This window comes from Streptomyces sp. NPDC094143 (genome assembly GCF_040303825.1).
Taxonomy (GTDB): domain Bacteria; phylum Actinomycetota; class Actinomycetes; order Streptomycetales; family Streptomycetaceae; genus Streptomyces.
In genome coordinates, this window is sequence record NZ_JBEOTZ010000009.1 from 228,537 (window position 1) to 255,057 (window position 26,521).

Annotated in this window: 24 protein-coding genes, 2 pseudogenes and 1 riboswitch; of the genes and pseudogenes, 7 read left to right on the forward strand and 19 right to left on the reverse strand. The window is 71.5% G+C overall.

Features of this window, described 5'->3' with window-relative positions; genetic code table 11:
* Positions 1-29 precede the first annotated feature (29 nt).
* From ABTZ58_RS15095 to ABTZ58_RS15110, 4 genes are all read right to left on the reverse strand, one after another.
* Positions 30-530 carry a DUF5304 domain-containing protein gene (locus ABTZ58_RS15095; RefSeq protein ID WP_351355569.1) on the reverse strand — a complete coding sequence of 167 codons (501 nt, stop codon included), beginning with the start codon at positions 528-530 and terminating at the stop codon, positions 30-32.
* Between the two features lie 61 nt (positions 531-591).
* Positions 592-1,761: an ArsA family ATPase gene (locus ABTZ58_RS15100; protein WP_351355572.1), complete on the reverse strand. Its 1,170-nt coding sequence runs from the start codon at positions 1,759-1,761 to the stop codon at positions 592-594.
* 109 nt (positions 1,762-1,870) lie between these two features.
* Complete coding sequence (locus ABTZ58_RS15105) at positions 1,871-2,311, reverse strand: SRPBCC family protein (protein ID WP_351355574.1); 441 nt, start codon at positions 2,309-2,311, stop codon at positions 1,871-1,873.
* Positions 2,312-2,432: 121 nt separating this feature from the next.
* Complete coding sequence (locus ABTZ58_RS15110; protein ID WP_351355642.1) at positions 2,433-3,188, reverse strand: metallophosphoesterase family protein; 756 nt, start codon at positions 3,186-3,188, stop codon at positions 2,433-2,435.
* Positions 3,189-3,526: 338 nt separating this feature from the next.
* Here ABTZ58_RS15110 and ABTZ58_RS15115 point away from each other — a divergent pair, with 338 nt between their 5' ends.
* Entirely contained in the window at positions 3,527-5,323 is a 1,797-nt protein-coding gene (locus ABTZ58_RS15115; RefSeq protein WP_351355577.1) for an AMP-dependent synthetase/ligase, read from the forward strand.
* A gap of 117 nt (positions 5,324-5,440) precedes the next feature.
* Here ABTZ58_RS15115 and ABTZ58_RS15120 read toward each other — a convergent pair whose 3' ends face one another.
* A complete protein-coding gene (locus tag ABTZ58_RS15120; RefSeq protein ID WP_351355580.1) occupies positions 5,441-6,583 on the reverse strand; it encodes a glycosyltransferase family 4 protein in 1,143 nt (380 codons plus the stop codon).
* 119 nt (positions 6,584-6,702) lie between these two features.
* On the opposite strand from ABTZ58_RS15120, the gene ABTZ58_RS15125 reads away from it, so the two are divergent.
* Positions 6,703-7,938 (forward strand): glycosyltransferase 87 family protein, encoded by a 1,236-nt coding sequence (locus tag ABTZ58_RS15125; RefSeq protein ID WP_351355583.1) that lies wholly within the window; start codon positions 6,703-6,705, stop codon positions 7,936-7,938.
* A 714-nt stretch (positions 7,939-8,652) separates the two neighbouring features.
* Here ABTZ58_RS15125 and ABTZ58_RS15130 read toward each other — a convergent pair.
* From ABTZ58_RS15130 to ABTZ58_RS15150, 5 genes are all read right to left on the reverse strand, one after another.
* Positions 8,653-9,837 (reverse strand): hypothetical protein, encoded by a 1,185-nt coding sequence (locus tag ABTZ58_RS15130; protein ID WP_351355586.1) that lies wholly within the window; start codon positions 9,835-9,837, stop codon positions 8,653-8,655.
* 32 nt (positions 9,838-9,869) lie between these two features.
* Entirely contained in the window at positions 9,870-10,883 is a 1,014-nt protein-coding gene (locus tag ABTZ58_RS15135; RefSeq protein ID WP_351355589.1) for a C40 family peptidase, read from the reverse strand.
* A 211-nt stretch (positions 10,884-11,094) separates the two neighbouring features.
* Positions 11,095-12,135, reverse strand: a complete 1,041-nt coding sequence (locus ABTZ58_RS15140) for a C40 family peptidase (protein ID WP_351355592.1) — start codon at positions 12,133-12,135, stop codon at positions 11,095-11,097.
* A gap of 248 nt (positions 12,136-12,383) precedes the next feature.
* Complete coding sequence (locus ABTZ58_RS15145; protein ID WP_351355595.1) at positions 12,384-13,733, reverse strand: NYN domain-containing protein; 1,350 nt, start codon at positions 13,731-13,733, stop codon at positions 12,384-12,386.
* A gap of 70 nt (positions 13,734-13,803) precedes the next feature.
* Positions 13,804-14,043: a hypothetical protein gene (locus tag ABTZ58_RS15150; RefSeq protein ID WP_010048941.1), complete on the reverse strand. Its 240-nt coding sequence runs from the start codon at positions 14,041-14,043 to the stop codon at positions 13,804-13,806.
* Between the two features lie 158 nt (positions 14,044-14,201).
* Here ABTZ58_RS15150 and ABTZ58_RS15155 point away from each other — a divergent pair, with 158 nt between their 5' ends.
* The 4 genes and pseudogenes from ABTZ58_RS15155 to ABTZ58_RS15170 form a co-directional block, all read left to right on the forward strand.
* Positions 14,202-14,954, forward strand: a complete 753-nt coding sequence (locus ABTZ58_RS15155; RefSeq protein ID WP_351355598.1) for a rhomboid family intramembrane serine protease — start codon at positions 14,202-14,204, stop codon at positions 14,952-14,954.
* Positions 14,951-15,232: an Lrp/AsnC family transcriptional regulator gene (locus ABTZ58_RS15160; RefSeq protein ID WP_059416330.1), complete on the forward strand. Its 282-nt coding sequence runs from the start codon at positions 14,951-14,953 to the stop codon at positions 15,230-15,232. Before ABTZ58_RS15155 ends, ABTZ58_RS15160 begins: the two co-directional genes overlap by 4 nt.
* An 84-nt stretch (positions 15,233-15,316) precedes the next feature.
* Positions 15,317-15,648: pseudogene (locus ABTZ58_RS15165) on the forward strand (small secreted hydrophilic protein).
* A gap of 12 nt (positions 15,649-15,660) precedes the next feature.
* A pseudogene (locus tag ABTZ58_RS15170) lies at positions 15,661-16,125 on the forward strand (glycerate kinase); the annotation flags it as partial.
* On the opposite strand, the gene ABTZ58_RS15175 reads toward ABTZ58_RS15170, so the two are convergent.
* The 6 genes from ABTZ58_RS15175 to ctaE form a co-directional block, all read right to left on the reverse strand.
* Entirely contained in the window at positions 16,080-17,447 is a 1,368-nt protein-coding gene (locus ABTZ58_RS15175; protein WP_351355601.1) for an aminotransferase class V-fold PLP-dependent enzyme, read from the reverse strand. The pseudogene ABTZ58_RS15170 and the gene ABTZ58_RS15175 sit on opposite strands and share 46 nt — an antisense overlap.
* A gap of 126 nt (positions 17,448-17,573) precedes the next feature.
* Positions 17,574-17,690, reverse strand: a riboswitch (SAM riboswitch).
* A gap of 72 nt (positions 17,691-17,762) precedes the next feature.
* Positions 17,763-18,827 carry an anthranilate phosphoribosyltransferase gene (gene trpD, locus ABTZ58_RS15180; protein WP_351355604.1) on the reverse strand — a complete coding sequence of 355 codons (1,065 nt, stop codon included), beginning with the start codon at positions 18,825-18,827 and terminating at the stop codon, positions 17,763-17,765.
* A gap of 137 nt (positions 18,828-18,964) precedes the next feature.
* Positions 18,965-20,587: a cytochrome bc1 complex cytochrome b subunit gene (qcrB, locus tag ABTZ58_RS15185; RefSeq protein ID WP_309095175.1), complete on the reverse strand. Its 1,623-nt coding sequence runs from the start codon at positions 20,585-20,587 to the stop codon at positions 18,965-18,967.
* Positions 20,584-21,651 carry a cytochrome bc1 complex Rieske iron-sulfur subunit gene (gene qcrA, locus ABTZ58_RS15190; RefSeq protein ID WP_309095174.1) on the reverse strand — a complete coding sequence of 356 codons (1,068 nt, stop codon included), beginning with the start codon at positions 21,649-21,651 and terminating at the stop codon, positions 20,584-20,586. The genes qcrB and qcrA overlap by 4 nt, the downstream gene beginning before the upstream one ends.
* Entirely contained in the window at positions 21,648-22,460 is an 813-nt protein-coding gene (qcrC, locus tag ABTZ58_RS15195) for a cytochrome bc1 complex diheme cytochrome c subunit (RefSeq protein ID WP_309095173.1), read from the reverse strand. The genes qcrA and qcrC overlap by 4 nt, the downstream gene beginning before the upstream one ends.
* Positions 22,461-22,540: 80 nt before the next feature.
* A complete protein-coding gene (gene ctaE, locus ABTZ58_RS15200) occupies positions 22,541-23,161 on the reverse strand; it encodes an aa3-type cytochrome oxidase subunit III (protein WP_309095172.1) in 621 nt (206 codons plus the stop codon).
* A 144-nt stretch (positions 23,162-23,305) separates the two neighbouring features.
* Between ctaE and ABTZ58_RS15205 the strand changes: the two genes are divergently transcribed.
* Positions 23,306-23,707, forward strand: coding sequence for a response regulator (locus tag ABTZ58_RS15205; protein ID WP_351355608.1), 402 nt, complete (start codon positions 23,306-23,308; stop codon positions 23,705-23,707).
* Positions 23,708-23,784: 77 nt separating this feature from the next.
* Here ABTZ58_RS15205 and ABTZ58_RS15210 read toward each other — a convergent pair whose 3' ends face one another.
* The 3 genes from ABTZ58_RS15210 to ABTZ58_RS15220 form a co-directional block, all read right to left on the reverse strand.
* Positions 23,785-25,038 carry a L,D-transpeptidase gene (locus tag ABTZ58_RS15210; RefSeq protein WP_351355611.1) on the reverse strand — a complete coding sequence of 418 codons (1,254 nt, stop codon included), beginning with the start codon at positions 25,036-25,038 and terminating at the stop codon, positions 23,785-23,787.
* A 146-nt stretch (positions 25,039-25,184) separates the two neighbouring features.
* A complete protein-coding gene (locus ABTZ58_RS15215; RefSeq protein ID WP_351355614.1) occupies positions 25,185-25,583 on the reverse strand; it encodes a cytochrome c oxidase subunit 4 in 399 nt (132 codons plus the stop codon).
* On the reverse strand, positions 25,580-26,521 hold a 942-nt coding region (locus ABTZ58_RS15220; RefSeq protein WP_351355617.1), incomplete at its 5' end, for a cytochrome c oxidase subunit I. The genes ABTZ58_RS15215 and ABTZ58_RS15220, both read right to left, overlap by 4 nt.

Below are 26,521 nucleotides of genomic sequence, written 5' to 3' on the forward strand. Positions count from 1 at the left end.
CGGGCGCCGCTCGGCCGGGGACCGCGGGCTCAGTCGAGGTCGATGCGCTCGCCCGGGCCCGCGTCGTCGCCCGGGTCACGGCGTTCGTGCAGGTCACGCGGGTCGCTTCGGTCGTCGCGGCCGGTCCAGCGGCGCTCCTGGGCCTGGACGGCGGAGCGGTAGGCGGCGAGCAGCTCGTTCCCGGCGGCCGCCAGGTGGTCGAAGACGTCCGGATTGCGCTCGATGACCGGTTCCACGGCCGCCTTGGCCTGATCGACGACCTGCCGTACGACCTGCTGGGCGGCGGGCCCGGCGACCGCGCCGAACAGCGGGGACTGCAGGCCGGACAGCCGGTCCGCGACGGCGTCGACGAGCTTTTTGAGCTCCTCGGCCGCGGAGCCGGGGGGCGGGCCGTACTGGGTGCGGCGGCGGGCCTGCTCCGCTTCGAGGTCCTCGGCGCACGCCGTCGCCCAGGCGTCGGCGTCGGTCGCCCGGGTCTCGTCCACGGCCTCGTCGGGGGTGTCACCGGACGGGGGGAGCTCTTCGCTCATGACGGACTCCTGCCTACGGTTCGTCCCTACGACGTTACCCGAACGGGCGTAGCGGCCGGCGTCACCGGGACGGCGGCCAGAGCTTCGGGTCGGGGGCGAAGCGGATGCGCAGCTCGCCGTCGCGCAGGGCGGCCCCGGCCACGGTGCAGCGGCGCAGCGCGGAGGGCAGGGGGACGACCCGGCGGAACCTCCCCGCCGTGACGAGGAGTTCGTCGCCGCGCCGCACGAGGTCGAGTTCGTCGCGCAGGGCGCCGGGCAGCGGGATGTGCCACACGAGCACGCCGTCCTCGCCGAGCCGGTCGGTCACGGGCCACTCGACGGCGGGGGCGTCCGCGCCGGGACCGGGCACGGCCAGGGCGGTGAGGTCGTCGCCGCCGCGCGGGTCGCGGCCGAGGTGGGCGACGGTGCGCACCTCGTGGGACTCGCGCCACTCGTCGAGCGTCTTGCGCTGCTGGGCGACCGGGCCGGCCAGCCAGGTGTCCGCCGAGGCCTCGGGCAGGACGCGGTTGGCGACGACGACGTCGGTGCGCAGGCCGCGCAGAGCGAGGCCGAGACCGGCGGTGCGCAGGGCGTCGGCGCCGGCCGGGCCGGGTTCGGCGACCAGCCGCACGACGGTGTCGCGGTCGGCGACGACGGCCTCCACGGCGGCCAGCTCCACGTCCCAGCGGGCCGCCGTCTCGTACAGCCACTCCGCGGGCATCGGGACGCCGGCGAGCCGGCCGAGGACGGGGCGCAGGGCGCGGGCGGCCTGCCGCTCGGGCGGCAGCAGGCGGCGCAGGTAGCGGCGGAGTTCCTCGGGCAGGGCGAGCAGGGCGAGGGCCTGCGGGACGGGGGGCAGGTCGACGACGAGGAGGCCGTACCTCTCCGACAGCGCGGCGTCGCGCAGGGCGCGCAGCAGGGCGAGTTCCTCGGCGCCGGGCAGCGGGGTGAGTTCCTCGGGGTCCAGGCGGGAGGCGCCCAGGAGGTCGAGGGCGGAGGCGGCGCGGTCCTGGAGGGCGGTGAGGTCCCGGCGGAAGTCCCGCGCGGGGTCGGGGCGCCAGACGGTGAGGTGCGGGGCGGCTTCGACCGGGGCCGGGCCGGTCGGGACGCCGAGGGCGGCACCGAGGGTGTCGGTGCGGTCGGTGCCGAGGACGAGGGTGTCCGTGCCCTGCGCCGCCGCGGCCAGGGCGGTCGCGGCCGCGAGGGTGGTACGACCGCTGCCGCCGGGGCCGGTGATCAGGAGGGTGCGCATGGGGGTGAACGGTACCGGTGCCACCACGCCCCCAGGGGTGCGGGGAACTGCGCGACCAGCCGCGACGCGCCCGCATCCGGCAGAGCACGGAACCCCTGCGACGTGACCCCTACTTGCCCGACTCCACCCGCTTCTTCAGTCCCGCCAGCGCCCGGTCGATGATGACCTTCTCCGCCTTGCGCTTGATCATGCCGAGCATGGGGATCTTGACGTCGACGGTGAGCGCGTACGTGACCTCCGTGCCGCCCGCCCCCGCCGGCTTCAGCAGGTACGTGCCGTCGAGGGAGCGCAGCATCTGGGACTTCACCAGCGTCCAGGACACCTCGTTCGCACCGGTCCAGGTGTACGCGAGCACCTGGTCGTCCTTGATCGCGCCGGCGTCCATGACGAGGCGGACCTGCTCGGCACGGCCCTGGGCGTCGGTCTTGAGGACCTCCGCCTCCTTCACCTCGCCGGTCCAGTCCGGGTAGCGCTCGAAGTCGGCGATGACCGCCATGACGTCGGCCGGGGCCGCCTCGATGGTGATGCTCGAGCTGGTGTGTTCCGCCATCGCCGTGGCTCCTCCAGATGCGGGCCGGTAAGAGATCGCCGTGCGCACTCGTGCGCACGTGTGTGCAGCGTGAAGGCTACCGCGCACGGGACCCGCCGATCTCACCCGACCTGGGGCGTCCTCACCACTCCAGCGCCCACGGCGTCCCGGTCCCCGCGAAGTGCCCCACGTTCACACACTCGGTCGCCCCGATCCGCATCCTGCGCACCAGCGGCTGGTGCACGTGCCCGAAGAGGGAGTAGCGGGGCCGGGTGCGGCGGATGGCGTCCAGCAGGGCCCGGCTGCCCCGCTCGAAGCGGCGCGCGACGGTGTCGTAGACGAGTTCGGGGACCTCGGGCGGGATGTGCGTGCACAGCACGTCGACCTCGCCGAGCGCCTCGATCTTCGCCGCGTACTCCTCGTCGCTGATCTCGTACGGCGTCCGCATCGGCGTGCGCAGGCCGCCGCCGACGAAGCCGAAGACCCGGCCGCCTATCTCGACACGCTCGCCGTCGAGGACCGTCGTGCCGGGGCCGGCGTACTCCCGCCACAGAGACGGCATGTCGACGTTGCCGTAGGTGGCGTACGTCGGAGTGGGGAACGCGGCGAACAGCTCCGCGTACTGCTTGCGCACCGCCTTCTCGATCACCGCGGCCCGGTCCCCGCCGATGCCGGCCCACAGCCGGGCCCCGAGCTCCCGTGCCTCCTCGAAGCGGCGGGCGGTGCGCAGCGCGACGATGCGGTCGGCGTTCTCGACGCCGAAGAGGTCGGGGAAGATGCCGCGCGAGTGGTCGGCGTAGTCGAGGAAGAGGACGAGATCGCCCAGGCAGATCAGCGCGTCGGCGCCCTCACCGGCTCTGGCCAGGTCACGGGCGTTGCCGTGCACGTCGCTGACCACGTGCACGCGTGTCCTTCTGTCTCCGGCGGGTGTGGGTGCCATGACGATCAAGCGTAAGCGTATGCGGCATACGTGAACAGTGGCGGTCCTACCTGCGGTTACTGGTCAGTGATTCAGCCCGTGGACTACTGTGCGCGAAGGAATACCCAACTGTGTGACGCAGCGAACATCTCGACGGGACCCCCTGTCGGAGAAGCCATACCGGCGGGTAACGTCCGGGCAGTCCAGTCGTGCTCTGCATTTCAACAAGTGAATGCCCGAGCACCTGCCCGAGCCTTGGACCGCACCGTCGCAGCACACACCGTCGTGGCGCCGGCGCCCTATGAGGAGCAGCAGTCTTGCGCGAGTTCAGCCTTCCGGCTTTGTACGAGGTCCCCGCGGACGGGAACCTGACCGACATCGTCCGCAGAAACGCCGCGCAGCACCCGGACGTCGCCGTCATCGCCCGCAAGGTCGCAGGCACCTGGCAGGACGTCTCGGCCACCGCCTTCCTCGCCGAGGTGGTCACGGCCGCCAAGGGCCTGATCGCCGCCGGGGTCCAGCCGGGCGACCGGGTGGGCCTGATGTCCCGCACCCGCTACGAGTGGACGCTGCTCGACTTCGCGATCTGGAGCGCCGGCGCGGTGACCGTGCCGGTGTACGAGACGAGTTCGCCGGAGCAGGTGCGCTGGATCCTCGGCGACTCGGGGGCGACCGCCTGCGTCGTGGAGACCGACGCCCACACGGCCGCCGTCGAGTCGGTGCGCGAGGGGCTGCCGGCGCTCAAGCACGTGTGGCAGATCGAGGGCGGCGGCCTCGACGAGCTGGCCCGGCTCGGCCAGGACGTCACGGACGAGACGGTCGAGGAGCGCGGCTCCGTCGCCAAGGCCGACGACCCGGCGACCATCGTCTACACCTCGGGCACCACCGGCCGCCCCAAGGGCTGTGTGCTCACCCACCGCAGCTTCTTCGCGGAGTGCGGCAACATCGTGGAGCGGCTGCGTCCGCTGTTCCGCACGGGCGAGTGCTCGGTGCTGCTGTTCCTGCCGCTCGCGCACGTCTTCGGGCGGCTGGTGCAGATCGCGCCGATGATGGCGCCGATCAAGCTCGGCTGCGTCCCGGACATCAAGAACCTCACCGACGAGCTGGCCGCGTTCCGGCCGACGCTGATCCTCGGGGTGCCGCGCGTCTTCGAGAAGGTCTACAACTCGGCGCGCGCCAAGGCGCAGGCCGACGGCAAGGGCAAGATCTTCGACAAGGCCGCCGACACCGCGATCGCCTACAGCAAGGCGCTGGACACCCCCTCGGGGCCGTCGTTCGGCCTGAGGATCAAGCACAAGGCGTTCGACACGCTCGTCTACGGCAAGCTGCGCGCGGTCCTCGGCGGCCGCGGCGAGTACGCCATCTCCGGCGGTGCCCCGCTCGGCGAGCGGCTCGGGCACTTCTTCCGCGGCATCGGCTTCACGGTGCTGGAGGGCTACGGGCTGACCGAGTCCTGTGCCGCCACCGCGTTCAACCCCTGGGACCGGCAGAAGATCGGCACGGTCGGCCAGCCGCTGCCCGGCTCGGTGGTGCGGATCGCCGACGACGGCGAGGTGCTGCTGCACGGCGAGCACCTGTTCAAGGAGTACTGGAACAACCCCGGCGCGACCGCGGAGGCGCTGGCCGACGGCTGGTTCCACACCGGTGACATCGGCACCCTCGACGAGGACGGCTACCTCAGGATCACCGGCCGCAAGAAGGAGATCATCGTCACCGCGGGCGGCAAGAACGTCGCCCCGGCCGTGATCGAGGACCGCATCCGGGCGCACGCGCTGGTCGCCGAGTGCATGGTGGTGGGCGACGGGCGGCCGTTCGTGGGCGCGCTGGTCACCCTCGACGAGGAGTTCCTGGGCCGCTGGTGCGCCGACCACGGCAAGCCGGCGGGTTCCACCGCGGCGTCGCTGCGCGAGGACCCGGACCTGCTCGCCGCGGTCCAGGCCGCGGTCGACGACGGCAACGCCGCGGTGTCGAAGGCGGAATCGGTGCGGAAGTTCCGCATTCTGTCCTCCCAGTTCACGGAGGAGTCGGGCCACCTGACGCCCTCGCTGAAGCTGAAGCGGAACGTGGTGGCGAAGGACTACGCGCACGAGATCGAGGCGATCTACGCGAACTGACCCGCCGGGGGCGGCCACGGGGTTCCGCCCAGTGGGGTGCCATGTATTCGCCGCGGGCGGGTGCGGGTGCGTCGTGGTCGATCGCGCAGTTCCCCGCGCCCCTTCAGGGCAGTCGTACTACAGCAAGTTCTCGAGGTGCTCCGCCAGCAGGTCCCAGCGCCACTTCTGCTCGACCCACTCGCGGCCCCGCTCCCCCATCCTGCGGCGCAGCTCCGCGTCACCGAGGAGGGTGGTGATGCGGTCGGCCGCCTCCTCGGGGGAGCCGCCGCGCACCACCCAGCCGGTCTCGCCGTCCAGGACCGCGTCGGGGGCGCCGCCCGAGTCGCCGGCGACGACCGGGAGGCCCGTCGCGGAGGCCTCCAGGTAGACGATGCCGAGGCCCTCGACGTCCAGGCCGCCGCGGCGCGTGCGGCAGGGCATCGCGAAGACGTCGCCGGCGCCGTAGTGGGCGGGGAGCTCGGACCAGGGGACGGAGCCGGTGAAGCGGACCGAGGCGGCGACGCCGGTCTCGTGGGCCAGCCGCCGAAGGTCCTTCTCGTACGGGCCGCCCCCGACGACGAGCAGCACCGTGTCCGGCTCGGCCGCGAGGATCCTCGGCATGGCCCTGATCAGGGTGTCCTGGCCCTTGCGCCGGACGAGGCGGGAGACGCAGACCACGACCGGGCGGTCCGTGAGGCCCAGGCGGGCCCGGACCTCGTCGCCGCCCGAGCCGGGGTGGAAGGTCTTCTCGTCGACGCCCGGCGGCAGCTGGACCATGCGGGCGGCCGCCTCGGGCGTGAGGGCGGAGGCGATCCGCGAGCGCGTGTACTCGCCGAGGTAGGTGATCGTGTCCGTGGCGTCCCCGATGCGGCGCAGCAGCTGCCGGGCGGCGGGCAGTTGCGCCCAGCCGGCCTCGTGGCCGTGCGTGGTGGCGACCAGCCGCTCGGCGCCCGCGACGCGCAGGGCCGGTGCCATCAGGCCGAGCGGGGCCGCCGCCCCGAACCACACGGAGGTGCAGCCGTGCTCGCGCAGCAGTCGGACGGCCCGCCGGGTGGCTCCCGGTGTGGGCAGCAGCATGGTCGTACGGTCGCGCACGACGGTGAAGGGCTGCTCGGCGTCGAAGGCGCGGGTCGCCTCGACGCCCTCCCGGGTCCGCTTCCAGGTCGAGGCGTAGACGACCAACTGCCCGGGGTCCAGCCGCAGCGCCATGTTGTGCAGGAACGCCTGGATGCCGCCGGGCCGGGGTGGGAAGTCGTTGGTCACGATCAGGGTCTTGCGCACGCCGCCGACCCTATCGAACGGGCCCTCGCGGCCCTGCTCGGCGGCTCGTATGGCACGCTCACAGCTGACGGGCCCATGATGGCCCCCTCGACACGGCGGGCGAACGGGCAGGGAATCACGTGGAGACGACGGGCACGAGGCGGTCCCTGGCATGGCTGCCGGTGGTCTGGTGTCTCACCAGGCTGATGCTCCTGCTGTTCGTGCTGAAGGTGTACGTCTTCCCCGGCCCGGACGTCACCAGCGACGTGCAGGTGATCTACCAGGGCTGGTACGGCGTCCTGCGCAGCGGAACGTTCCCTCTGGAGGACGTCACCTGGCAGTACCCGCCGGCCGCGGCGCTGGCGATCCTCTCCCCCGGCCTGCTGCCCTTCCTGGACTACGCGACGGCGTTCTTCGTCCTGGTCTGCGTCACCGACCTGGCCGTGCTGGCGCTCCTGACGTACGCGGGACGCCGCCCGGGCCGGTCGCTGCGCGGCGCCTGGGTGTGGGTGACCGGCGTGCCGCTGCTCGGGCCGACGGTGTACGCCCGCTACGACGTGATGGTCACGGCGGTGGCGGTGGCGGCGCTGCTCGCGGGTGCCCGGCACCCGAGGGCGATGGGGGCCCTGGCGGCGTTCGGCGCGCTGCTGAAGGTCTGGCCGGCGATGCTGCTGCTGGGCGCCCGCCGCGGCAGCGCCTGGGTGTCGGCCCTGGTGACCGGGGTCGTGGTGGCGGGTGGGTTCGCCCTGGCCATGCCGGGCGCGTTCGCCTTCCTGACGTTCCAGCGCGACCGGGGCACGGAGGTGGAGTCGCTGGGCGCGCTGGTCTTCCACGTCGCCCGGCACTTCGGCTGGCAGGGCGAGGTGCGGCTGAACTACGGCTCGATCGAGTTCCTCGGGCCGTACGTGAAGGAGGTGAGCACGGGCGCGCTGTTCCTGACGGGGGCGGCGTTCGGCTGGCTGGTGCTGTGGCGGCTGCTGGCCAGGCGCTTCGAGGAACACACCCTCGCCGACGCGGCGTTCGTGGCGGTGCTGATGTTCACCACCACCAGCCGCGTGATCAGCCCCCAGTACATGGTGTGGCTGGTCGGGCTGGCGGCGGTGTGCCTGTACTTCCCGGGCAGCCGGATGCGGGTGCCGGTCGTTCTCGTGCTGGTCGCGTGCTTCGTGACGGTGCTGGAGTTCCCGCTGTACTTCGCCGGTGTCGTGGCCAGCGACGGGCTGGGCCTGACCCTGCTGTTCCTGCGCAACGGCCTGCTGGTGGCCGCCGCGCTGATCGCCGCCCGGGCCCTGTGGCGGGCGACGGTCCCGCGCACGCTGCCCGCCGCCCGGGCCCCTCAGCCCGCCCGCGCCGGCGAGACCCCCGTCTCCTCCTGATCCGGGGCACGCCGGAACAGCGGCCCCGCCAGGGCGCACCGCACCGCCGCGGCGGCCGCCGGCGCCGGGCACACCCCGGGCAGCCCCGGCCCCGCCGGCCCGGGCGCGAGCCCCGGCTGGACGGCCGTGCCGAGCAGGCGACCCACAGCAGCGCCGATGCCTCCCGGCGCCCTCGAAGACCCCGCCCAGCGCGATGAGGCAGCCCGACAGCAGCAGGCAGGGCCCGGCGCACCGCAGGAAGGGCACGCCCTCGCGCGCGGCTGTGAAGGCGGCCATGACCCGGGGGGCGGTGAGGGACAGCAGGACGGCCGCGGCCAGTGCGAGGGCACCGGACAGGGGCACGGCCTGCCGCCCGACGGCCCGCCGCTCGTCCCGGCCCGCTCCCCGCGTGTGCGCGGTGTGGGTCGAGGCGGCCTGACGGACGGCGTGGAAGGACGTGGTCGCCACGTACCTGGCCTTCCTTGCAGGCGATCGCGTACGCGGCCACGGCCGGCACCCCGAGCCGTGCCACGATCGCGACCAGGGCCAGGGCACCGGTCTTCTGCCCCACGTCCGGCAGGCCGGTCAGCGCCGAGGAGACGGACGACCTGTTCCGCCAGGGCATGCTCCGGGCCGCCCGGCGACGGGCGAGGCGAACGGGCCTGGCTGCGGGAGGCCGTCGAGCAGCTCGGCCGGACGCCGGACTCCTGACCGGCCCGCCCCGGGAAGGTGCCCTCAGCCCAGCTGCGTGCGCAGATACTCCCGCCACTGCGCCGTGAAGGCCTCCGGCATGGTCCCCAGGACCTCGCGCATCGCCTCCTCCACCGCCCCGGCCCGCTCGTCGTGCTCGCCCACGGCCCGGTAGAACGCGCGCAGCCGTGACTCGCCCCAGCGGTCGGCGATCATCCGGCACGCCGTCCAGCCGCTCTCGTAGGCGCGGGCCAGACGGCCGGAGTCGCCGGTGAAGCCGAAGTCCTTGTCGGCCGGGAGCGCCGCAGGAAGCCGCCCCCGGTCCACGGCGCGGGTCAGTTCGGGGGCGGCCTCGGCGGGCGTGCGGCCGACGGAGCGGTAGCCGACCCAGTCGGCGAAGCCCTCGGACAGCCACAGCGGCGTGGCCGCGGTGGTTTGGGCCCGGGTGGCGACATGGGTGGTCTCGTGGGTGACGACGACCTGCTCCCCGAGGCTGCCGAGGAGGGCGAACGCGTCCGGGTTGACGATGATCCGGTCCGCCGGCGCCCGGGCCGGGGCGCCCGTCTCACCGGAGGTGACGGCCGCGATGCCGCGGTAGGAGGAGGCGGGCGAGCCGAGCAGCCCCGCCATCCCCTCCAGCGACTTCGGCACGAGCACGACGACGCGCCGGCTCCACCGCGTGCCCCACGCGTCCGACACGGCGGGCACCGCCCGGTCCGCCAGATCGGCGAAGCCGCGCAGGGACCGGTCGGACTGGCCGACGCCGAGGACGAGGCTGTGCGTGCCCCGCACGATCCGCACCGTGCCCTGGTCCCACAGCTGCTGCGCGGACTTCCTGGCGGGCCGGTCGTCGACGACGGACCACCGTCCGCCGGCGTCGCGGCTCAGCCGCAGCGTGCGCCCGGCGGTCACCGGCGCCCGGTCGTACCCGGCGACGCTGTAGCGCAGTTCGGCGTCGGCGGTGGCCGTGTCCCCGCTGCGGCGCAGCGCGGTCACGCGGTAGGACCAGCCGGCCACGGGCACGGCCCGCAGCCGGTGGAAGTCGGCTGCGGTGCCCGTCCGTTGGTAGGCCCGCTCGTCGCGGTCGACGACCGCTGCGGCCCGCCGGTCCAGCAGCCGCTGGACGTCGGCCGTGGCACTGTCGGTCGCGGACGGGCCGCCGCACCCCACCAGGGCGGCGAGCAGCAGCACCAGCGCCACCACCCCGGAGCCCCACCGTCGACCAGCCACGCCCCGAGAATACGGGCGCGGGGCGGCGTCGGTCAGACCCTGGTGACCGACGACACGGGCATCATCCCGACCGGGTCGTAGCGCACGGGCGCGCCGGGATAGGGCGCGTGGATGACCTGGCCGTTGCCCATGTACATCCCGACGTGGCTGGCGTCGGCCCGGTAGACGACCAGGTCTCCGGGGCGCGCCTCGGACAGCGGGACCTGCCGGCCGGCGAACCGCTGGGCCTGCGAGGTGCGCGGCAGAAAGACCCCGGCCTGGGCGTACGACCACTGCATCAGGCCCGAGCAGTCGAAGCCGGTGGGCCCGCTGGCGCCCCACACGTAGGGCTTGCCGAGGGCGCTGCGGGCGGCGGCGACCGCGGCGGCGCCGCGTCCCGAGGCGGCGGTGACGCCGCCGAGGTCGGGCACGTCGTCGCGGCCGGAGCGGGAGGCCCGGTCGTAGGCGTCGCGTTCGTTGTCGGGCAGGGAGTTGAGCAGCCGCCGCGCCGAGGCGAGTTTGCGCTCGACGGTCTTCTTGTGGGCGGCGACGGCCTTGCGGCTCCGCTCCAGTTCACGGAGCTTGTCCGCCGCCTCCTCACGGTCCTGGGCGAGTTCGCGCATGGCGTCCTGGAGGTCCTTCAGTTCGCCGGCCTGGTGGGCGGTGATGCGGTCGAGCCGGGACGCCTTGTCGAGGTAGTCGTCCGGGTCGTCGGAGAACAGCAGGGCCACGGCCGGGTCGATGCCGCCCGACCGGTACTGGGCGCCGGCGAGCGAACCGAGCGACTCCCGCATGGAGTTGATGCGCTGCTGCTGCCGGGCGATCCGGTCCCGGGCGGTGCCGACCTCCTCGCGCAGCGCGTCGGCGCGCTCGTCGGCCGCGTTGTAGGCCTCGGTCGCCTTCTCGGCCTGCTCGTAGAGCCGGTCCACCTTGGCCCGGGTGTCGTCGTACGGTGCGGCCGCGGCCGGTACCGCGGCCAGGGCGGCGGCGGCGACGGACAGCAGGCTGACCGCGACGCTGGCGCCCCGGTCGAAGCCGGACGGTGCAAGGCGGCGATGGGACCCCACGGGAAGCCGCTCTCCTTCCGCTGACGGACTTGGAACGCGGCAGACAGTAGCCCCGAGACCGGGGGCCGCCAACGACCATCCGTGGGTACGCGGCAGGACGCCCCACCGCTGACGCAGGTCACCGGCGGGGCGGGGGCTCATTCGGGGCGGTCGTGATTCGCCCGAATGGCGGACACGGCGTCCCGCTGCGAGAGACGCCGGAGGGCTGGGATCAGACCCGGACGCCGAACATGAAGGGGCCGCCGATGGTGTTCATCGACTCGTAGCGCACGACCGTGCCGGTGCGCGGGGCGTGGATGATCTGCCCGTTGCCGGCGTAGAGGCCGACGTGGTGCAGGTCGTTGAAGAAGAAGACCAGGTCGCCAACCTTGAGCTGGCTGACCGAGTAGATCTTGGTGCCGATCGTGGTCTGCGCCTCGGAGGTGCGCGGGATCTGCACGCCGGCGGCCGCGTAGGCCCGGGAGGTCAGGCCGGAGCAGTCGAAGGAGCTCATGCCCGTGGCGCCGTAGACGTAGGGCTTGCCGAGCTGGCTCTGGGCGAAGGCGAAGGCGGCGGCGGCGCGTCCGGAACCGGGCGGCACGTTGCTGGTGAGGGCGTCGCGCTCGGCGGTCCGGCTGGCGCGGTTCTGCTCCTCGGCGAGCTTGGCCTTCTCTGCGGCGGAGAGGCTGTTGAGCAGCTTCTGCGCGGAGGCGAGCTTGCCCTGGACTTCCTTCTTCTTCTTGCCGAGTTCGGCGCGGGTGGAGGCGAGGTCCTTGAGCTTCTCGGAGGCCTCGGCGCGCTCCTGGGCGAGTTCGCGCTGCTTCTCCTGGACCTTCTTCAGCGCCTCGACCTGCTGGCCGCTCAACTGGTCGAGCGTGGAGGCCTTGTCGAGGTAGTCGTCCGGGTTCGAGGAGAGGAAGAGCTGGACCGAGGGGTCGATGCTGCCGGTGCGGTACTGCGAGGCGGCGGCGAGGCCGAGGCTGTCGCGCAGCTCGTTGAGCTCCTCCTGGCCGCGGGCGACGTTGTCCTGGATGGTGGAGATCTCCTTCTGGAGCTTCTCCTGCTTCTCCTTGGCGCCGTTGTACTTCTCGGTGGCCTGCTCGGCCTCCTCGTAGAGCTTGTCGACCTTGGCCTTGACCTCGTCCTTGCTCGGCTTCTCGCTGGGGGCGGCGTTGGCGGCCTGCGAGCTGAAGGCGACGGCAGCGGCGGCGGCGGTGGTCAGCACGGTCACACGTGCGCGGCTCGGCTGCTTGGGACGACGGTGGGACGCCACGGGTGAAAAGCTCCTTCTCAGCCCCTCCGCCGTCTCTCCCGATGAGTGATCACCCGAGCGGAGGTTCGGGGCCTGACCCTAGTGACCTTCCTGTGATCAGTTCAAATCCTCAGATGAAAAATCACGTCACGGTAGGCCATCTTTTCACCTGGACTCACAGGCGGTGAGACCCACTTGACCCAACGTGGTTCACAGGTCTCACCAATTCGGGCATCACGCCCGGAGGTTACGCATGGGACGTACGGCCCCTAGGCCCGCGAAAGGCGCTTGAGGAGCATCGCGGAGGCGACCGGCCGGGCCCCGGCGCGGGCCACGCCGTCGGCGACCTCGCGGTCGGTGGAGGCCACGATGACCGGGCGGCCGGGCGGTTCGGCGCGCACCAGCTGGCGGATGAGCTCGTCGGCGGTGACGCCGGGCTTCGAGAACAGCACGCGCACGCCGCGCGGCGGCGCGAGCAGCACCGGCGCGGCCAGTTCGGCGCCGTCGAAGACACAGGTCACCTCGGCCCCGCTCTGCGCGGCCAGCTGGGAGAGCTGACCGAGCAGCCGCAGGCGCTGCTTCTCCAGCGGCATCTGCGGATAGCCGGTCTTTGTGACGTTGTAGCCGTCGACGACGAGATGGGCCTGCGGCAGCGCGAGCAGCTGGTCGAGGACCTGCGGGTCGTTCTCCGACAGGGCGCGCGCGGCGATGTCCTTCGGGGTCATCCGGCCCGGCTCGACGGCGTCGACGGTCTCGGCGGGCCGCACCGAAACCGGCGGCAGGGCGAGTTCGCGGCGCAGCCCCTGGGTGGCGTCCAGCAGGGTGTCCAGCAGCAGCCGCACCCGCATGTCCTCGACGCTGCGGCCCTCCCGGGCGGCGCGCCGGGCCGCCTCCAGCGCGGCCTCGGTCTCCCCGAGCCGGGCCTTGACCCGCCGGGTCTCGCTCTCGGCGGCGGAGACCTGGGCGTGCGCGTCGGCGCGCACGGCCTCGATCTCCCCCTGGACCTTGCGCAGGGCGGCCTCGCCGCGCTTGACGTCGCTGAGGGCGGCGCGGAGCTTGCGGTGCAGCGACTCGGTTTCCTTCTTGGCCGAATCCAGTTCCCCGCGCAGCCGCTCGGTCTCGGCCCGGGTGTGGTCACGGGCCCGGTCGAGCTCGGCGCGCAGCCGCTCCAGCTCCGCACGGTTCTCCTCGTCGGCACGCTCGGCGTCGGCCCGCTGAACCTCCTCGCCGGCGGCGGCCACGAGCTTCACCCAGCCGGGCGGCCGCAGTACGTAGGCCGCGGCCGCCACGTCGAGCGGGTCCGCGGCCAGGGGCGGGGAGCCTGAGTCGAGGGCGCCGGTCAGTTCCGGCTGGGTCTCTCTGAGCTTCTCCCCGATGCGCTGCCGGAACAGCGGGTCGGTCTCCAGCGCCGCGGCCATGGCGTTGCCGGCGAACTTGGCCCGGCGGTTCGGGGCGAACCGGGCGTACTGCCGCAGCTGCGCGGGCAGCTCGCCGACCGTCAGGGAGCCGAAGCCGTCCGAGACGATCTGGACGACCCTGCGACGCACGCCGTCGGGCAGCGGACGGTCGAGCACCTCGGCGGCGCCGTCGCCCGGCCCCCCGCCCGTGGTCTCCACCATCCGTCACACCTCAATCCGTGCGGGGCCCTCCCCCACTCTCGACGTCGCTCGAGCGGGGGGACCCCCATCCTCAGGAGCCGGCGCCCGGCCTGTCCACGAGTTCCACCTGGTCCACCGCGTTGCACCAGCGGCAGCGCACCGACTCGATGGTCTCACTGAGCACCTCGCGCTCCTCGACCTTCGGCTCCCCGGCCAGGTCAAGGTGGACGTACTCGACGACCTTGGACGAACGGGTCACGTCGAACCTCGTGAGGTTGCCGCAGAGGGTGCAGCGCCACCGCGTCGAGGCGGTCGGCAGGGGAACCGTCATCGTGACCTGTTCTCTTTCCTTCTAGTGTCCGTGACGCGACCGGCCTCCCGGTGCGTGTGGCTCGTAACCCTACGGCCTGGCGGGTGCTCGCCGCCCGCGTGTCCACGGCGGCGAGGCGGTCTGTGCTGTTGCGTCCGGTTACGTCATGCTCTGTATTCATGATCAGGAAGTGGAGTGCGTCGATCGTCCGGGGCGGCAGAGCGATCAGGGGGTCCTCGGCGCCGGTGACGTACGCGCTGATCGCGCTGTGCTGCGCGGTCTTCCTGGCCGGACCCGCCTCGGGCCTGAATCCGGCCTACGGCTCGGGGGACGAGCTGCTCGCCGCGCAGCGGGCCTATTTCCGGCGCTGGGGCGTGATCCCCGCAGACCTGTCCGACGGGTCCGGGGGCTCACCCCTGACCCCCGCGACGGCGCTGTTCGTCCACGGCAGCTGGGTGCACCTGCTCGGCAACATGCTCTTCCTCTACGTCTTCGGGGCGATGACCGAGGAACGGATGGGCCGCGTGCAGTTCACCCTGTTCTACGTCGGCTGCGGCTATCTGGCCCTGCTGGGCTACGCCGTCGCCAACGCGGACTCCGAGCAGTCCCTGGTCGGTGCCTCGGGAGCCATCTCGGCGGTCCTCGGCGCGTTCCTGTACCTGTTCCCCCGGGCCCGGGTGACCAGTCTCCTGCCGTTCCTGTTCTTCCTGCCGGTGCGCTTCCCGGCGTGGATCGTGCTGCCGTTCTGGGCGGCCCTGCAGTGGCTGGCGGCGGGGCGGGCCCCGGCCGGGCCGGGGGTGGCCTACCTCGCCCACCTCATCGGATTCGGTCTGGGCTTCGGCTACGCCTCCGTCCGCTACGGCCGCCCGACCGGCCCCACTAGAGTGAAGGCCGCCCCTGCTCCGGCCCCCGAGGGAGAGAACCAGCCGTGATCACCGCGATCGTCCTCATCAAGACCAGCGTGGACCGGATCCCCGAGATCGCCGAGTCGATCGCGGCGCTGGACAACGTCAGCGAGGTCTTCTCCGTCACCGGCACCTACGACCTGATCGCCATGGTCCGGGTCAAGGAGCACGAGGACCTGGCCGAGGTGATCCCCGGCCGGATCAGCAAGATCCCCGGGGTGGAGGGCACGGACACGCACGTGGCGTTCCGCACGTACTCGCAGCACGACCTGGAGGCGGCGTTCGCGATCGGTCTCGACAACTGAGACCCGCCCCCGGACGCGGATGGTGAAGAGTTCTTCATCCGGGCTTCATCCCGCTCCCCCGCCCGTGTCCGCAGGATCGGGCCCATGGCTTTCTCCCGTCGTATGGCGGCCCTGTCCGCCGTCGTGCTGATCCCCCTGGGCATCGCCGCGACCGGCTTACGCCCTCGCGGACCGTTCCGAGGCGCCCAGGGTCCCGTCCCAGCAGGTGGAGCTGGACCGCGGTACGCCCACGCCCACCTCCACGCTCCAGCCCTCCTCGACGCCCGCGCCGGGCGGGTCCGCCCCGGGCGACGAGGCGGTCTCGCGGCCCCCCGGTGACCGACAGCTCAGCGAGTGACGATGATGACGACGGCCGCGGCCAGGGCACCTCGGACGACGGGCCGGGCGACGACGACGGCCCCGGATCCGAGGGCTGACGGCGGCCGCCGGCGGATCTCCGCCCGGGTCCGGATCCTGCTGTGGCTGCCGCTGGTGATGGCGGGCCCGCCGCACTGGGCGCCCGGCTCCTGCCCCGCTTCGACGTGCTGCTGGACCACCTCGACCTGGACGTCCGGCCGGCCCGCGCCGATCTGGTCGTCACCGCCGAGGGCACCCTGGACCACCAGACGCCGCGCGGCAAGGTCCCGGCCGAGGTGGCCCGCCGGGCCAAGCGGTACGGACGCCCGGTCCCGGCGCCGGCCGGCACCCTCGGCGAGGGCGCGCACCAGGTGCCGGGCGTGGACGCCTGCCACGGCATCCTGCCCGCCCCGATGGAGCTGGCGGAGGCGCTGCTGCGGGCGGGCGAGCTGCTCACCGACGCCACCGAACGGGCCCTGCGGATGATCGTCCTGGGCGGCCGGCTACCGCGTCACGCCGAGGTGTCCGGGACGCAACGCCCTTCCTCCGTGCGGTAGTTCCACTTCGCGCCGTCCGTGACGAGCTCCTTCACCGCGTGCACGAACCGTTCGACGTGCTCGTCCGGCGTACCGGCCCCGAAGCTCACACGGACGGCGTTGAGGGACTTCTCCCCCGGCGCTGCCTCCGGCGCCCCGCACTCGCCCTGCGTCTGCGGGTCGCTGCCGAGCAGCGTACGCAGCAGCGGGTGGGCGCAGAACAGCCCGTCCCGCACACCGATGCCGTACTCGGCCGAGAGGGCGGCGGCGAAGTGGGAGCTGTTCCAGCCGTCGACGACGAAGGAGATCACGCCGACCCGCGGGGCGTCGTCCCCGAAGAGGGAGAGGGTGCGGACCTCGGGCACCTCGGCGAGCCCCGCGCGCACCTTCTCGATCAGGTACCGCTCGCGGGCGACGAGGGTGTCGAACCCGGCCTCGGTGAGGGCCTTGCAGGCGGAGGCGACGGCGTAGGCGCCGATGACGTTCGGGGAGCCGGCCTCGTGACGGGCGGCGCTCTCGTGCCACTCCACGTCCACGCCCCCGTCCGCACGCCGCGCTACCTTGCGGCTGGCCCCGCCGCCCGCGAGGTACGGCTCCGCCGCGCCCAGCCAGTCGGCCCGCCCGGCCAGGACGCCGGAGCCGAAGGGCGCGTACAGCTTGTGCCCGGAGAAGGCGACCCAGTCGACGTCGAGGTCCGCGACGGACACCGGGTGGTGCGGGGCCAGCTGGGCGGCGTCCAGCACGATCCGCGCCCCGTGGGCGTGCGCGGCGGCCGCCAGCTCCCGTACGGGCCACAGCTCGCCGGTGACGTTCGAGGCGCCGGTGACGCAGACGAGGGCGGGCCCGTGGGAGTCCCGGCCGGCGAGGGCGCGCTCCAGGGTCCCGACGGCCTCGCGGTGGCTCCTCGGAGCGTCGAGGAAGGTGACGCGGGCGTCGCGCCAGGGCAGCAGGGAGGCGTGGTGCTCGGTCTCGAACACGAAGACCTCGCACCCCTCCGGGAGGGCGGCGGCGAGGAGGTTGAGCGAGTCGGTGGTGGAGCGGGTGAACACGACCTGGTCGCCGGCGCGGCAGCCGAGGAACTCGGCGACGGTCCGGCGGGCGTTCTCGAACAGGTCCGTGGACAGCTGGGACAGGTACCCGGCACCGCGGTGGACGCTGCCGTAGTACGGCGCGTAGGCGGCGACGTCGTCCCAGACCCGCTGCAGCGCCGGGGCGCTGGCGGCGTAGTCGAGCGCGGCGTAGGTGACCTCACCGCCGGTCACGAGCGGCACGGTGACATCCCGCCCCAGAACGGGCAGTGGGGCACAAACGGACCGGTCGGCGGCAACGGCGGAGACGGACATGGCGAACTCCCGTGAGACAGGGGTGAAGAGAGAGGAAGGGGGTGCGGAGGCGGGGCTCTGCGGCCCTATCGCATTCGCTGACTCACGGAAGACTCCTCGTCGACCAGGACCCCTGGTGTCGCGAGGGGTCCGCGCTTGCCGCAGACCTCGCTGCCTGCGGCCTGGTCTTCACCCGGGGCACCCCGCCACGGACGGAGGGTTGCCGGACAGTCGGCCGGGGCCTCATGACTGTCACTCATGACCTGGTACGGGAACGTACGTGAAGTGATCGGCGTCCCGCAACCCGTGTCCGGATCACGGGACGCGTCTCACGCGTCAGGCGTTGCTGGCGGCCACCCACCGCTCCAGGGTCCGCTTGGCGGCCCCCGAGTCGATCGACTCCGCCGCCCTGGCCATGCCGGCGCCGATCTGCTCGGCCAGCGTGCCCGTGCCCGGCTCCAGCGCCACCAGCGCCGCCGCCGCGTTCAGCAGCACCGCGTCCCGCACCGGGCCCCTCTCGCCGTCCAGCAGGCGGCGGGCGACCTCGGCGTTGTACGAGGCGTCCGCGCCGCGCAGGGCCTCCACCGGAACCAGTTCGAGGCCCACCTCGCGCGGGTCGAAGGCCTCCTCGGTCACCTTGCCGTCGCGGACGATCCAGACCCGGGAGGTGGCGGTGGTGGTCAGTTCGTCGAGGCCGTCGTCGCCGCGGAAGACCAGGGAGGAGTGGCCGCGCCCGGCGAAGACGCCGGCCACGATCGGCGCCATGCGCGGGTCGGCCACGCCGACCGCCTGGGCGCGGACCTTCGCGGGGTTGGTCAGCGGACCGAGGACGTTGAAGATGGTCCGGATGCCCAGCTGCCCGCGGGCCGCGCCCGCGTACCGCATCGACGGGTGGAACTTCGCCGCGAAGCAGAACGTGATCCCGGCCTCCTCGGCCACCCCGGCCACCCGGTGCACCGGCAGCTCCAGGTTGACGCCGAGCTTCTCCAGGACGTCGGAGGCGCCGGACGCCGAGGACGCCGCGCGGTTGCCGTGCTTGACGACCTTCGCGCCCGTGCCGGCGATGACGATGGCCGACATCGTGGAGATGTTGACGGTCTTCGCGCCGTCGCCGCCCGTGCCGACGATGTCGACCGCCGGGCCCGGCACCTCGATGACGTTGGCGTGCTCGTACATCGCCCGGACGAACCCGGCGATCTCCTCGACGGTCTCCCCCTTGGCGCGCAGCGCCACCACGAACCCGGCGATCTGCGCGTCGGTCGCCTCGCCGCGCATGATCAGGTCCATCGCCCACGCGGTGTCGTCGGCGGTCAGGTCCCGGCCCTGAAGCAGGCCGTTCAACAGCAGGGGCCAGGAGCGGCCCGCCGCGGTGTCGCCTCCAGCGGGGGTCACAGCGCTCATAAGCCGCTCCAGGGTCAGGCGTCCCGCACTGCGGGACGTGAGTCTCGACGAGGTCCACCCTATCCAGCCCCACACAGCGCGAAGGGCCCCGTCCGAACACCGGACGGGGCCCTTGCCGTGGCGTGGCGAAGCAGTGATCAGTGGTGGCCGTGGCCGCTCGTGATCTCCCGGTACTCCTCGACGGTGGGCTTCGGGATCTGGGCGCCCTCGCCGTAGTAGGCGTCGCTGAGCTTGGCGCGCAGCTTCTCGGAGCCCTTCACCTTGCGCTCGACACCGTTCTCGTCGACCGTCGGGCCGAGCTCGACCGGCTTGTACTGCTCGTGCGCCGTGAGCGTGTACATCTGCTCCTGGCTGAGCGGCTCGTGCACCTCGATGAACTCACCGTGCGGCAGGCGCTTGATGATGCCCGACTCGCGGCCGTGCAGCACCTTGTCCTTGTCCCGGCGCTGCAGGCCGAGGCAGATCCGCTTGGTGATGATGAACGCGATGACCGGTCCGGCGAAGAACCCGATCCGGACGAACCAGGTGACCGCGTTGATCGACAGGTGGAAGTGCGTGGCGACGATGTCGTTGCCACCGCCGATCAGCATGATCATGTAGCCGGTGACCCAGGCGACACCGAACGCGGTGCGCGTCGGGGCGTTGCGCGGCCGGTCCAGGATGTGGTGCTCGCGCTTGTCCCCGGTCACCCACGACTCGATGAACGGGTAGAGGGCGATGATCGCGAGGAACAGACCGAAGAGGACCAGCGGGATGAACACGCCCAGGACGAGCGTGTGACCCCAGAAGTTGATCTCCCAGCCCGGCATGGCGCGGACCAGACCCTCGGCGAAGCCCATGTACCAGTCGGGCTGCGCGCCGGTCGACACCTGGTCGGGCCGGTACGGGCCGAGGACCCAGATCGGGTTGACCGTGGCGATGCCGGCGAGGGCCGCGATGACACCGAAGACCAGGAAGAAGAAGCCTCCGGCCTTGGCCATGTAGACCGGCAGCAGCGGCATGCCGACGACGTTCTTGTTGGTCCGACCGGGACCCGCGAACTGCGTGTGCTTGTGGTAGAAGACCAGGATCAGGTGGCCGACCACGAGCCCGAGCATGATGCCCGGCAGCAGCAGGATGTGGATCGAGTAGAACCGGGCGACGAAGTCGGTGCCCGGGAACTCCCCGCCGAACAGGAACATCGAGATGTACGTGCCGACGATCGGCACGGACAGGATCGCGCCCTGCGTGAAGCGGACACCGGTGCCGGAGAGCAGGTCGTCCGGGAGCGAGTAGCCGGTGAAACCGGTGAACATGCCGAGGACGAACAGCAGGAAGCCGAACAGCCAGTTGATCTCGCGCGGCTTGCGGAACGCGCCGGTGAAGAAGACGCGCATCATGTGCACGAACATGCCGGCGAGGAAGATGATCGCCGCCCAGTGGTGGATCTGCCGGATGAGCAGACCGCCGCGGACGTCGAAGCTGATGTCCAGCGTGGAGGCGAACGCCTCCGACATCAGCTGCCCCTGGAGCGGGACGTAACTGCCGTGGTACTCCACCTCGTTCATCGACGGGTGGAAGAACAGCGTCAGGTACACACCCGTCAGGATGATGATGATGAAGCTGTAGAGGCAGATCTCACCCAGCATGAAGGACCAGTGGTCCGGGAAGATCTTGCGCATGTTGGCCTTGGCCAGGGAGTAGATCCCCAGGCGGCCGTCGGCCCAGTCGGCGACCCGCTCTCCGGCGGGCGCCTTGCGGCGGTCGTCCTTGTTACTCATCCGCGCTCCCAGAAGGCAGGACCGACGGGCTCTTCGAAGTCGCCGAGCGCCTCGAGGTAGCCCTCGTCGTTCACGCCGATGCGCAGCTGCGGCAGGGCGTGACCGGCGGGACCGAAGATCACTCGGGCACCGTCGGACAGGTCGAAGGTGGACTGGTGGCAGGGGCAGAGCACGTGATGCGTCTGCTGCTCGTACAGGGAGATCGGGCAACCGACGTGGGTGCAGATCTTCGAGTACGCGACGATGCCCTCGTGCGACCACTCGAGCTCGCGCTTGTCCTTGATGTTCTCCGGCTGGATCCGGACGATCATCAGGGCGGCCTTGGCGATCTCGTTCTGGAACTCGTGGTCGTGCTCCTCCAGGCCCTCGGGCTTGGCGAAGGTCAGCGAACCGACCGCGACGTCCGAGGGACGCAGCGGCTGGTTCGTGTTCATGTTCACGAGCAGCTTGCCCTTGGACCACAGCGTGTGGCGGAGCTTCTCGCCGGGCAGCGGGCCGAGGTCGCGCAGCAGCACGACGCCGGAGAGCGGCACCAGCGTGAGCGCGCCGAGCATGGTGTTGCGGATCAGCTTGCGGCGGCCGAGCGCGGACTCCTTGGCGCCCTGCTTGAAGTCCGCGAAGACCTTCTCGCGCACCTCGGGCTCCGCCTCGATCGGGTGCCGCTCGTCGGCGATCTCCACGTCCGACATCAGGGTGCGCGCCCAGTGGACGGCGCCGGCGCCGATGCAGAACAGCGCGATGCCGAGCGTCATGCCCAGCGCGAAGTTCAGGGCGCTGATGCGGCCGAGCGGGAAGATGTAGACCGACTTGTCGACCGGGATCGCCACGAACGCGGCGATGAAGGCGATGGTGGCCAGCATCGACACCGTGAACATCAGGGCGACCGAGCGCTCGGACCGCTTGGCGGCCCGCTCGTCGATGTCCTGGATCCGGTGCTCGTGGGGCGGCAGGCCCGGGTCGGCGAACGGGTGCTTCTCGTCCGCGACGCTGACCACGCCGTGCTCATCATGTCCTGCGGACCGCGCGGCGGGCAGGTTCTCTTCTGGAATCTCTTGGCTACTCATGACTTCTTGGCCTTTGCGGTCCGGGCGGCGACCCACACGGCGACGGCGATCAGTCCGCCGAGACCGAAGATCCAGCCGAAGAGGCCCTCGCTGACCGGTCCCAGACCGCCCAGTTCGAGGCCACCGGGGCTCTCGGTCTTCTCGCTGTTGACCGCGTCGAGGTACGCGATGATGTCCTTCTTGTTCTTCTCCGACAGCGTGGTGTCGGGGAAGGACGGCATGTTCTGCGGGCCGGTCTGCATGGCCTCGTAGATGTGCTTCTCGGAGACGCCCTCCAGGCTCGGCGCGTACTTGCCGTGCGTCAGCGCGCCACCCTTGCCGGTGAAGTTGTGGCACTGCGCGCAGTTGGTCCGGAAGAGCTCACCGCCCTTGGCGATGTCGGCGCCCTCGGGGCTGTACTGGTCCTCCGTCGGGACGGCCGGGCCGGCACCGAGGGAGGCGATGTACGCCGCGAGCTGGTCGATCTCGGCCTGGGTGTAGATGTTCTTCTTCTTCGGGACCTGCGGGCCCTGGGAGGTGGCGGCCGGCATACGGCCCGTGCCCACCTGGAAGTCGACGGACGCGGCGCCCACACCCACCAGGCTCGGGCCGTCGGAGGTGCCCTGACCGCCGGTGCCGTGGCAACTGGCGCAGCCGACCGAGTAGAGCTTCTTGCCCTCCTCGATGGTGAGGGACTGGGCGGATTCGTCGGCCTGCGCCTTGCTCGCGGGTGCGAACGCGGCGTACAGCCCCCCGGTGCATGCCAGCGCGAGGAGTAGGACGACGAGCGCCGCCATCGGGTGGCGTCGTCGTGCGGAGAGCTTTTTCACGGATTACCCCGGTGTCAGGATCTTCTGCGTCGATGCTTCTGGGATGCGCGCCTCGTGGGGCGCGGCGGATGCGGGCCCTGCTACTTGATCATGTAGATCGTGGCGAAGAGGCCGATCCAGACGACATCGACGAAGTGCCAGTAGTAGGACACGACGATCGCGGCGGTCGCCTGCTCGTGGGTGAACCTCCGGGCCGCGTAGGTCCGGCCCAGGACCAGCAGGAAGGCGATGAGACCGCCCGTCACGTGCAGGCCGTGGAAGCCGGTGGTCAGGTAGAAGACCGAGCCGTACGGGTCGGACGAGAGGGACAGGCCCTCGTGCTTGACCAGCTCGGTGTACTCGAAGACCTGGCCTCCGATGAAGATCGCACCCATGATGAAGGTGACGATGAACCACATCCGGAGCTTCTTCACGTCACCGCGCTCGGCGGCGAAGACGCCGAGCTGGCAGGTGAGGGAGGAGAGCACCAGGATCGTGGTGTTCGTCGCCGAGAACGGGAAGTTCAGGGCATCGGCCTTCTCCTGCCAGAAGTCAGGACCGGTCACCGATCGCAGGGTGAAGTACATCGCGAAGAGGGCCGCGAAGAACATCAGCTCGGAACTCAACCAGATGATGGTTCCGACGCTGGTGAGGTTCGGCCGGTTGACCGACGGGTGCGCGTGCCCGGTTTCTACTGTCGTTGCTGTCGCCACGACCGACATTATGTCGGTCGCTTATCCCGCCCTCACTCCGGGGGGTGCCGTTCGGAGTGTCTAAGCCGGTCGTACCGGTGTTGACGTGGTGTTCAAGGGAGTAGCATCCGGCTCACGGGCCTGTCCTTACGACGCTGACGTCACGGAGGAACAATGCAGCCGACCGCAACGGTGCTGGTCTACAGCGACGACTCCAACACCCGCGAACAGGTGCGGCTCGCGACCGGCCGGCGGCCGGCCCCGGACGTCCCTGTGGTGGAGTTCGTGGAGTGCGCGACCCCGGCGGCAGTGATCAAGGAGCTGGACCGCGGTGGGATCGACGTCTGCGTGCTGGACGGTGAGGCCGTGCCGATGGGGGGCATGGGGCTCTGCCGGCAGATCAAGGACGAGATCTTCGACTGTCCTCCGGTGCTGTTGCTGATCGGGCGGCCGCAGGACGCGTGGCTGGCGACGTGGAGCCGTGCGGAGGCGGCGGTGACGCTGCCGGTGGAGCCGGTGGAGTTCGCCTCCGCCCTGGCCTCCCTGTTGCGGGAGAGGGCCGCTCTGAACGCCTAGGAGCTCGGGACGTCCGGTTCCGCAGCGACGTACGGGTGCGTGGGGGCTGTTCGCGCAGTTCCCCGCGCCCCTTCAGGTCAGACGCTCTGCGGGCGTAGCCGGGCCCTGTCGGCGGGGGTGGGGCCCTCCGGGGTGCCGCCGACGAGGGCGCTGCCGGTGCGCCACTTCGTCCAGTCGAGGTTCCAGTCGCCGTAGCCGTTGCCGAACGGCGTCATCGTGTCGCCGGCGGAGTTGACGACCTTGACGATGTCGCCCTCGCGGACGGTCTCGTAGAACCAGGCGGCGTTCTCGGTGCTCATGCCGGTGCAGCCGTGGCTGACGTTGGCGTAGCCCTGGGAGCCCACCGACCAAGGGGCGGCGTGGACGTACTCGCCGCTGTTGGTGACCCGGACCGAGTGGTGGACGACCAGGTCGTAGAAGTCCGAGGCGCCGATGCTGGCGCTGGTCATCCGGACGGTGCCCTCCTTGGCCAGGACGACCTTGACGCCGTTGCGGGTGTCGTAGCCGGGCATGCCCGTGGTGACCGGGATCTCGCGGACGACCTCGTCGTTCTTGTAGACGGTCATCCGGTGGGCCGCGGCGTCCGTGACGGCGACGACCTTGTCGCCCGTGGTGATGGTCAGCGGCTTGGCCCTGCCGCCCCACATGCGGTCGCCGATCTTGATGCCCTCCAGGTTGCTGCGGACCTGGACGGTGGCCTGGGCGGGCCAGTAGTCCTTCGGGCGGTAGTGGAGCTTCTTGTCGTCCACCCAGTGCCAGGCGCCGTCCGTGGCGGGCGTGGAGGAGACCCTGAGCGCGCGTTCGACGACGGCCCGCTGCGCCGTGTCCCTGACGGGCCGGCTGAGCTCGGCCGTGATGGGCTGGCCGACGCCGTAGGTGCCCTGCTCGGGGCCGAAGGTGACGTCCAGGCGCTTCTTGGCGGCCGGCTTGCCGGTGGCGAAGGTGAGGACCTTGCGGCCGGGAGCGCCGTCCTCGTCCTCGGTGCTCACCCGGACCGTGTAGCCGGCGTTGGCGGCGAGCGGCGAGGTGCTGTGCCAGCGGCTCCCGTCGGCGGCGAGTTCGCCCGCCACGTGGCGTCCTGCGGCGTCGTAGGCGGTGACGTCGGTGATGCGCCCGTCGGAGTCCTCGACGACGACTTCCAGGGGCTTGTCCGGGTCGGCCTTCTTGTGGCCGTCCGGGGTGTTGAAGGAGATCTGGTCCGCCGCGTCGTAGGGGCGGGCGGAGAGGGGGTTGCCGTCGGAGCCGCAGGCGGTGACGCCCGCGCAGAGGGCTATGACCAGCAACGCGCAGCCGACGGCGGCGCGGGGGCGGGATATCGCTGTGTGGCTCATGGCCTCACGCTAGGAAGTCGCGTCAATAGCGGCACGCCGACTGACTCGTACGAGTGACATGTATTGCGCCGGAAGCAGGAGCCCACGACCAGGGGCCCGGACACTCCTCGCGGAGTGTCCGGGCCCCTGCGGCGCTCGGTGCGGTGTTACTGGGTGCGGTTCTCACCGCGGTAGTACTCGAAGACCCAGCCCCAGATGCCGATCAGGATGATCGGCAGCGAGAAGTACATCAGCCACCAGCCGATGGCGACGGCCAGGAAGGCCAGGGCGCCACCGATGGCCAGGGAGAGCGGCTGCCAGCTGTGCGGGCTGAAGAACCCGACCTCGCCGGCGTCGTCGGCGACGTCCGCCTCCTTGTCGTCCTGGGCGCCCACGTCGACCCGCTTGGCCGTGAAGCCGAGGTAGAAGCCGATCATGATGGCCAGGCCGAAGGCCAGGAAGAGCGCCGTGGTGCCGGCCGGCTCCTTCGACCACCAGCCATAGACGATCGCCATGACGAGGATGAAGACGCTCAGCCACATGAACATCTTGCCCTGGATCTTCACTTGCCGGCCTCCTTGCCGCCAGCCAGAGCCTTGTCGCCGTGGCCCACGTTCTCGAGCTGGTCGAGGGCGGCGATCTCCGGGTGGTGCAGGTCGAACGCCGGGGATTCACTGCGGATCCGCGGCATGGTGATGAAGTTGTGGCGGGGCGGCGGGCAGGAGGTGGCCCACTCCAGGGAGCGGCCGTAGCCCCACGGGTCGTCGACGTTGACCGGCTTGCCGTACTTGGCCGTCTTCCACACGTTGTAGAAGAACGGCAGGATCGACATGCCGAGCAGGAACGAGCTGATCGTCGAGATCGTGTTCAGCGCGGTGAAGCCGTCGGCCGCCAGGTAGTCGGCGTAACGGCGCGGCATGCCCTCGGCGCCCAGCCAGTGCTGGACCAGGAACGTGCCGTGGAAGCCGATGAACAGCGTCCAGAAGGTGATCTTGCCCAGGCGCTCGTCCAGCATCTTGCCGGTCCACTTCGGCCACCAGAAGTGGAAGCCGGAGAACATCGCGAAGACCACGGTGCCGAAGACGACGTAGTGGAAGTGGGCCACCACGAAGTAGGAGTCGGAGACGTGGAAGTCCATCGGCGGCGAGGCCAGGATGACACCGGTCAGACCACCGAAGGTGAAGGTGATCAGGAAGCCGGTGGCCCAGAGCATGGGTGTCTCGAAGGACAGCGAGCCCTTCCACATGGTGCCGATCCAGTTGAAGAACTTCACACCGGTCGGGACCGCGATGAGGAAGGTCATGAAGGAGAAGAACGGCAGCAGCACACCGCCGGTGACGTACATGTGGTGCGCCCACACCGTCACGGACAGGCCCGCGATCGCGATGGTCGCGCCGATCAGGCCCGTGTAGCCGAACATCGGCTTGCGGGAGAAGACCGGGATGACCTCACTGATGATGCCGAAGAACGGCAGCGCGATGATGTACACCTCTGGATGGCCGAA

Coding starts and splice junctions, on each gene's coding strand:
- ABTZ58_RS15095 (WP_351355569.1), bottom strand. CDS start 530: ATGAGCGAAGAGCTCCCCCCGTCCGGTGACACCCCCGACGAGGCCGTG.
- ABTZ58_RS15175 (WP_351355601.1), bottom strand. CDS start 17,447: ATGTCCGTCTCCGCCGTTGCCGCCGACCGGTCCGTTTGTGCCCCACTG.
- ABTZ58_RS15145 (WP_351355595.1), bottom strand. CDS start 13,733: ATGGTGGAGACCACGGGCGGGGGGCCGGGCGACGGCGCCGCCGAGGTG.
- trpD (WP_351355604.1), bottom strand. CDS start 18,827: ATGAGCGCTGTGACCCCCGCTGGAGGCGACACCGCGGCGGGCCGCTCC.
- ABTZ58_RS15155 (WP_351355598.1), top strand. CDS start 14,202: ATGATCAGGAAGTGGAGTGCGTCGATCGTCCGGGGCGGCAGAGCGATC.
- ABTZ58_RS15205 (WP_351355608.1), top strand. CDS start 23,306: ATGCAGCCGACCGCAACGGTGCTGGTCTACAGCGACGACTCCAACACC.
- ABTZ58_RS15100 (WP_351355572.1), bottom strand. CDS start 1,761: ATGCGCACCCTCCTGATCACCGGCCCCGGCGGCAGCGGTCGTACCACC.
- ABTZ58_RS15105 (WP_351355574.1), bottom strand. CDS start 2,311: ATGGCGGAACACACCAGCTCGAGCATCACCATCGAGGCGGCCCCGGCC.
- qcrA (WP_309095174.1), bottom strand. CDS start 21,651: ATGAGTAGCCAAGAGATTCCAGAAGAGAACCTGCCCGCCGCGCGGTCC.
- ABTZ58_RS15150 (WP_010048941.1), bottom strand. CDS start 14,043: ATGACGGTTCCCCTGCCGACCGCCTCGACGCGGTGGCGCTGCACCCTC.
- ABTZ58_RS15210 (WP_351355611.1), bottom strand. CDS start 25,038: ATGAGCCACACAGCGATATCCCGCCCCCGCGCCGCCGTCGGCTGCGCG.
- qcrB (WP_309095175.1), bottom strand. CDS start 20,587: ATGAGTAACAAGGACGACCGCCGCAAGGCGCCCGCCGGAGAGCGGGTC.
- ctaE (WP_309095172.1), bottom strand. CDS start 23,161: ATGTCGGTCGTGGCGACAGCAACGACAGTAGAAACCGGGCACGCGCAC.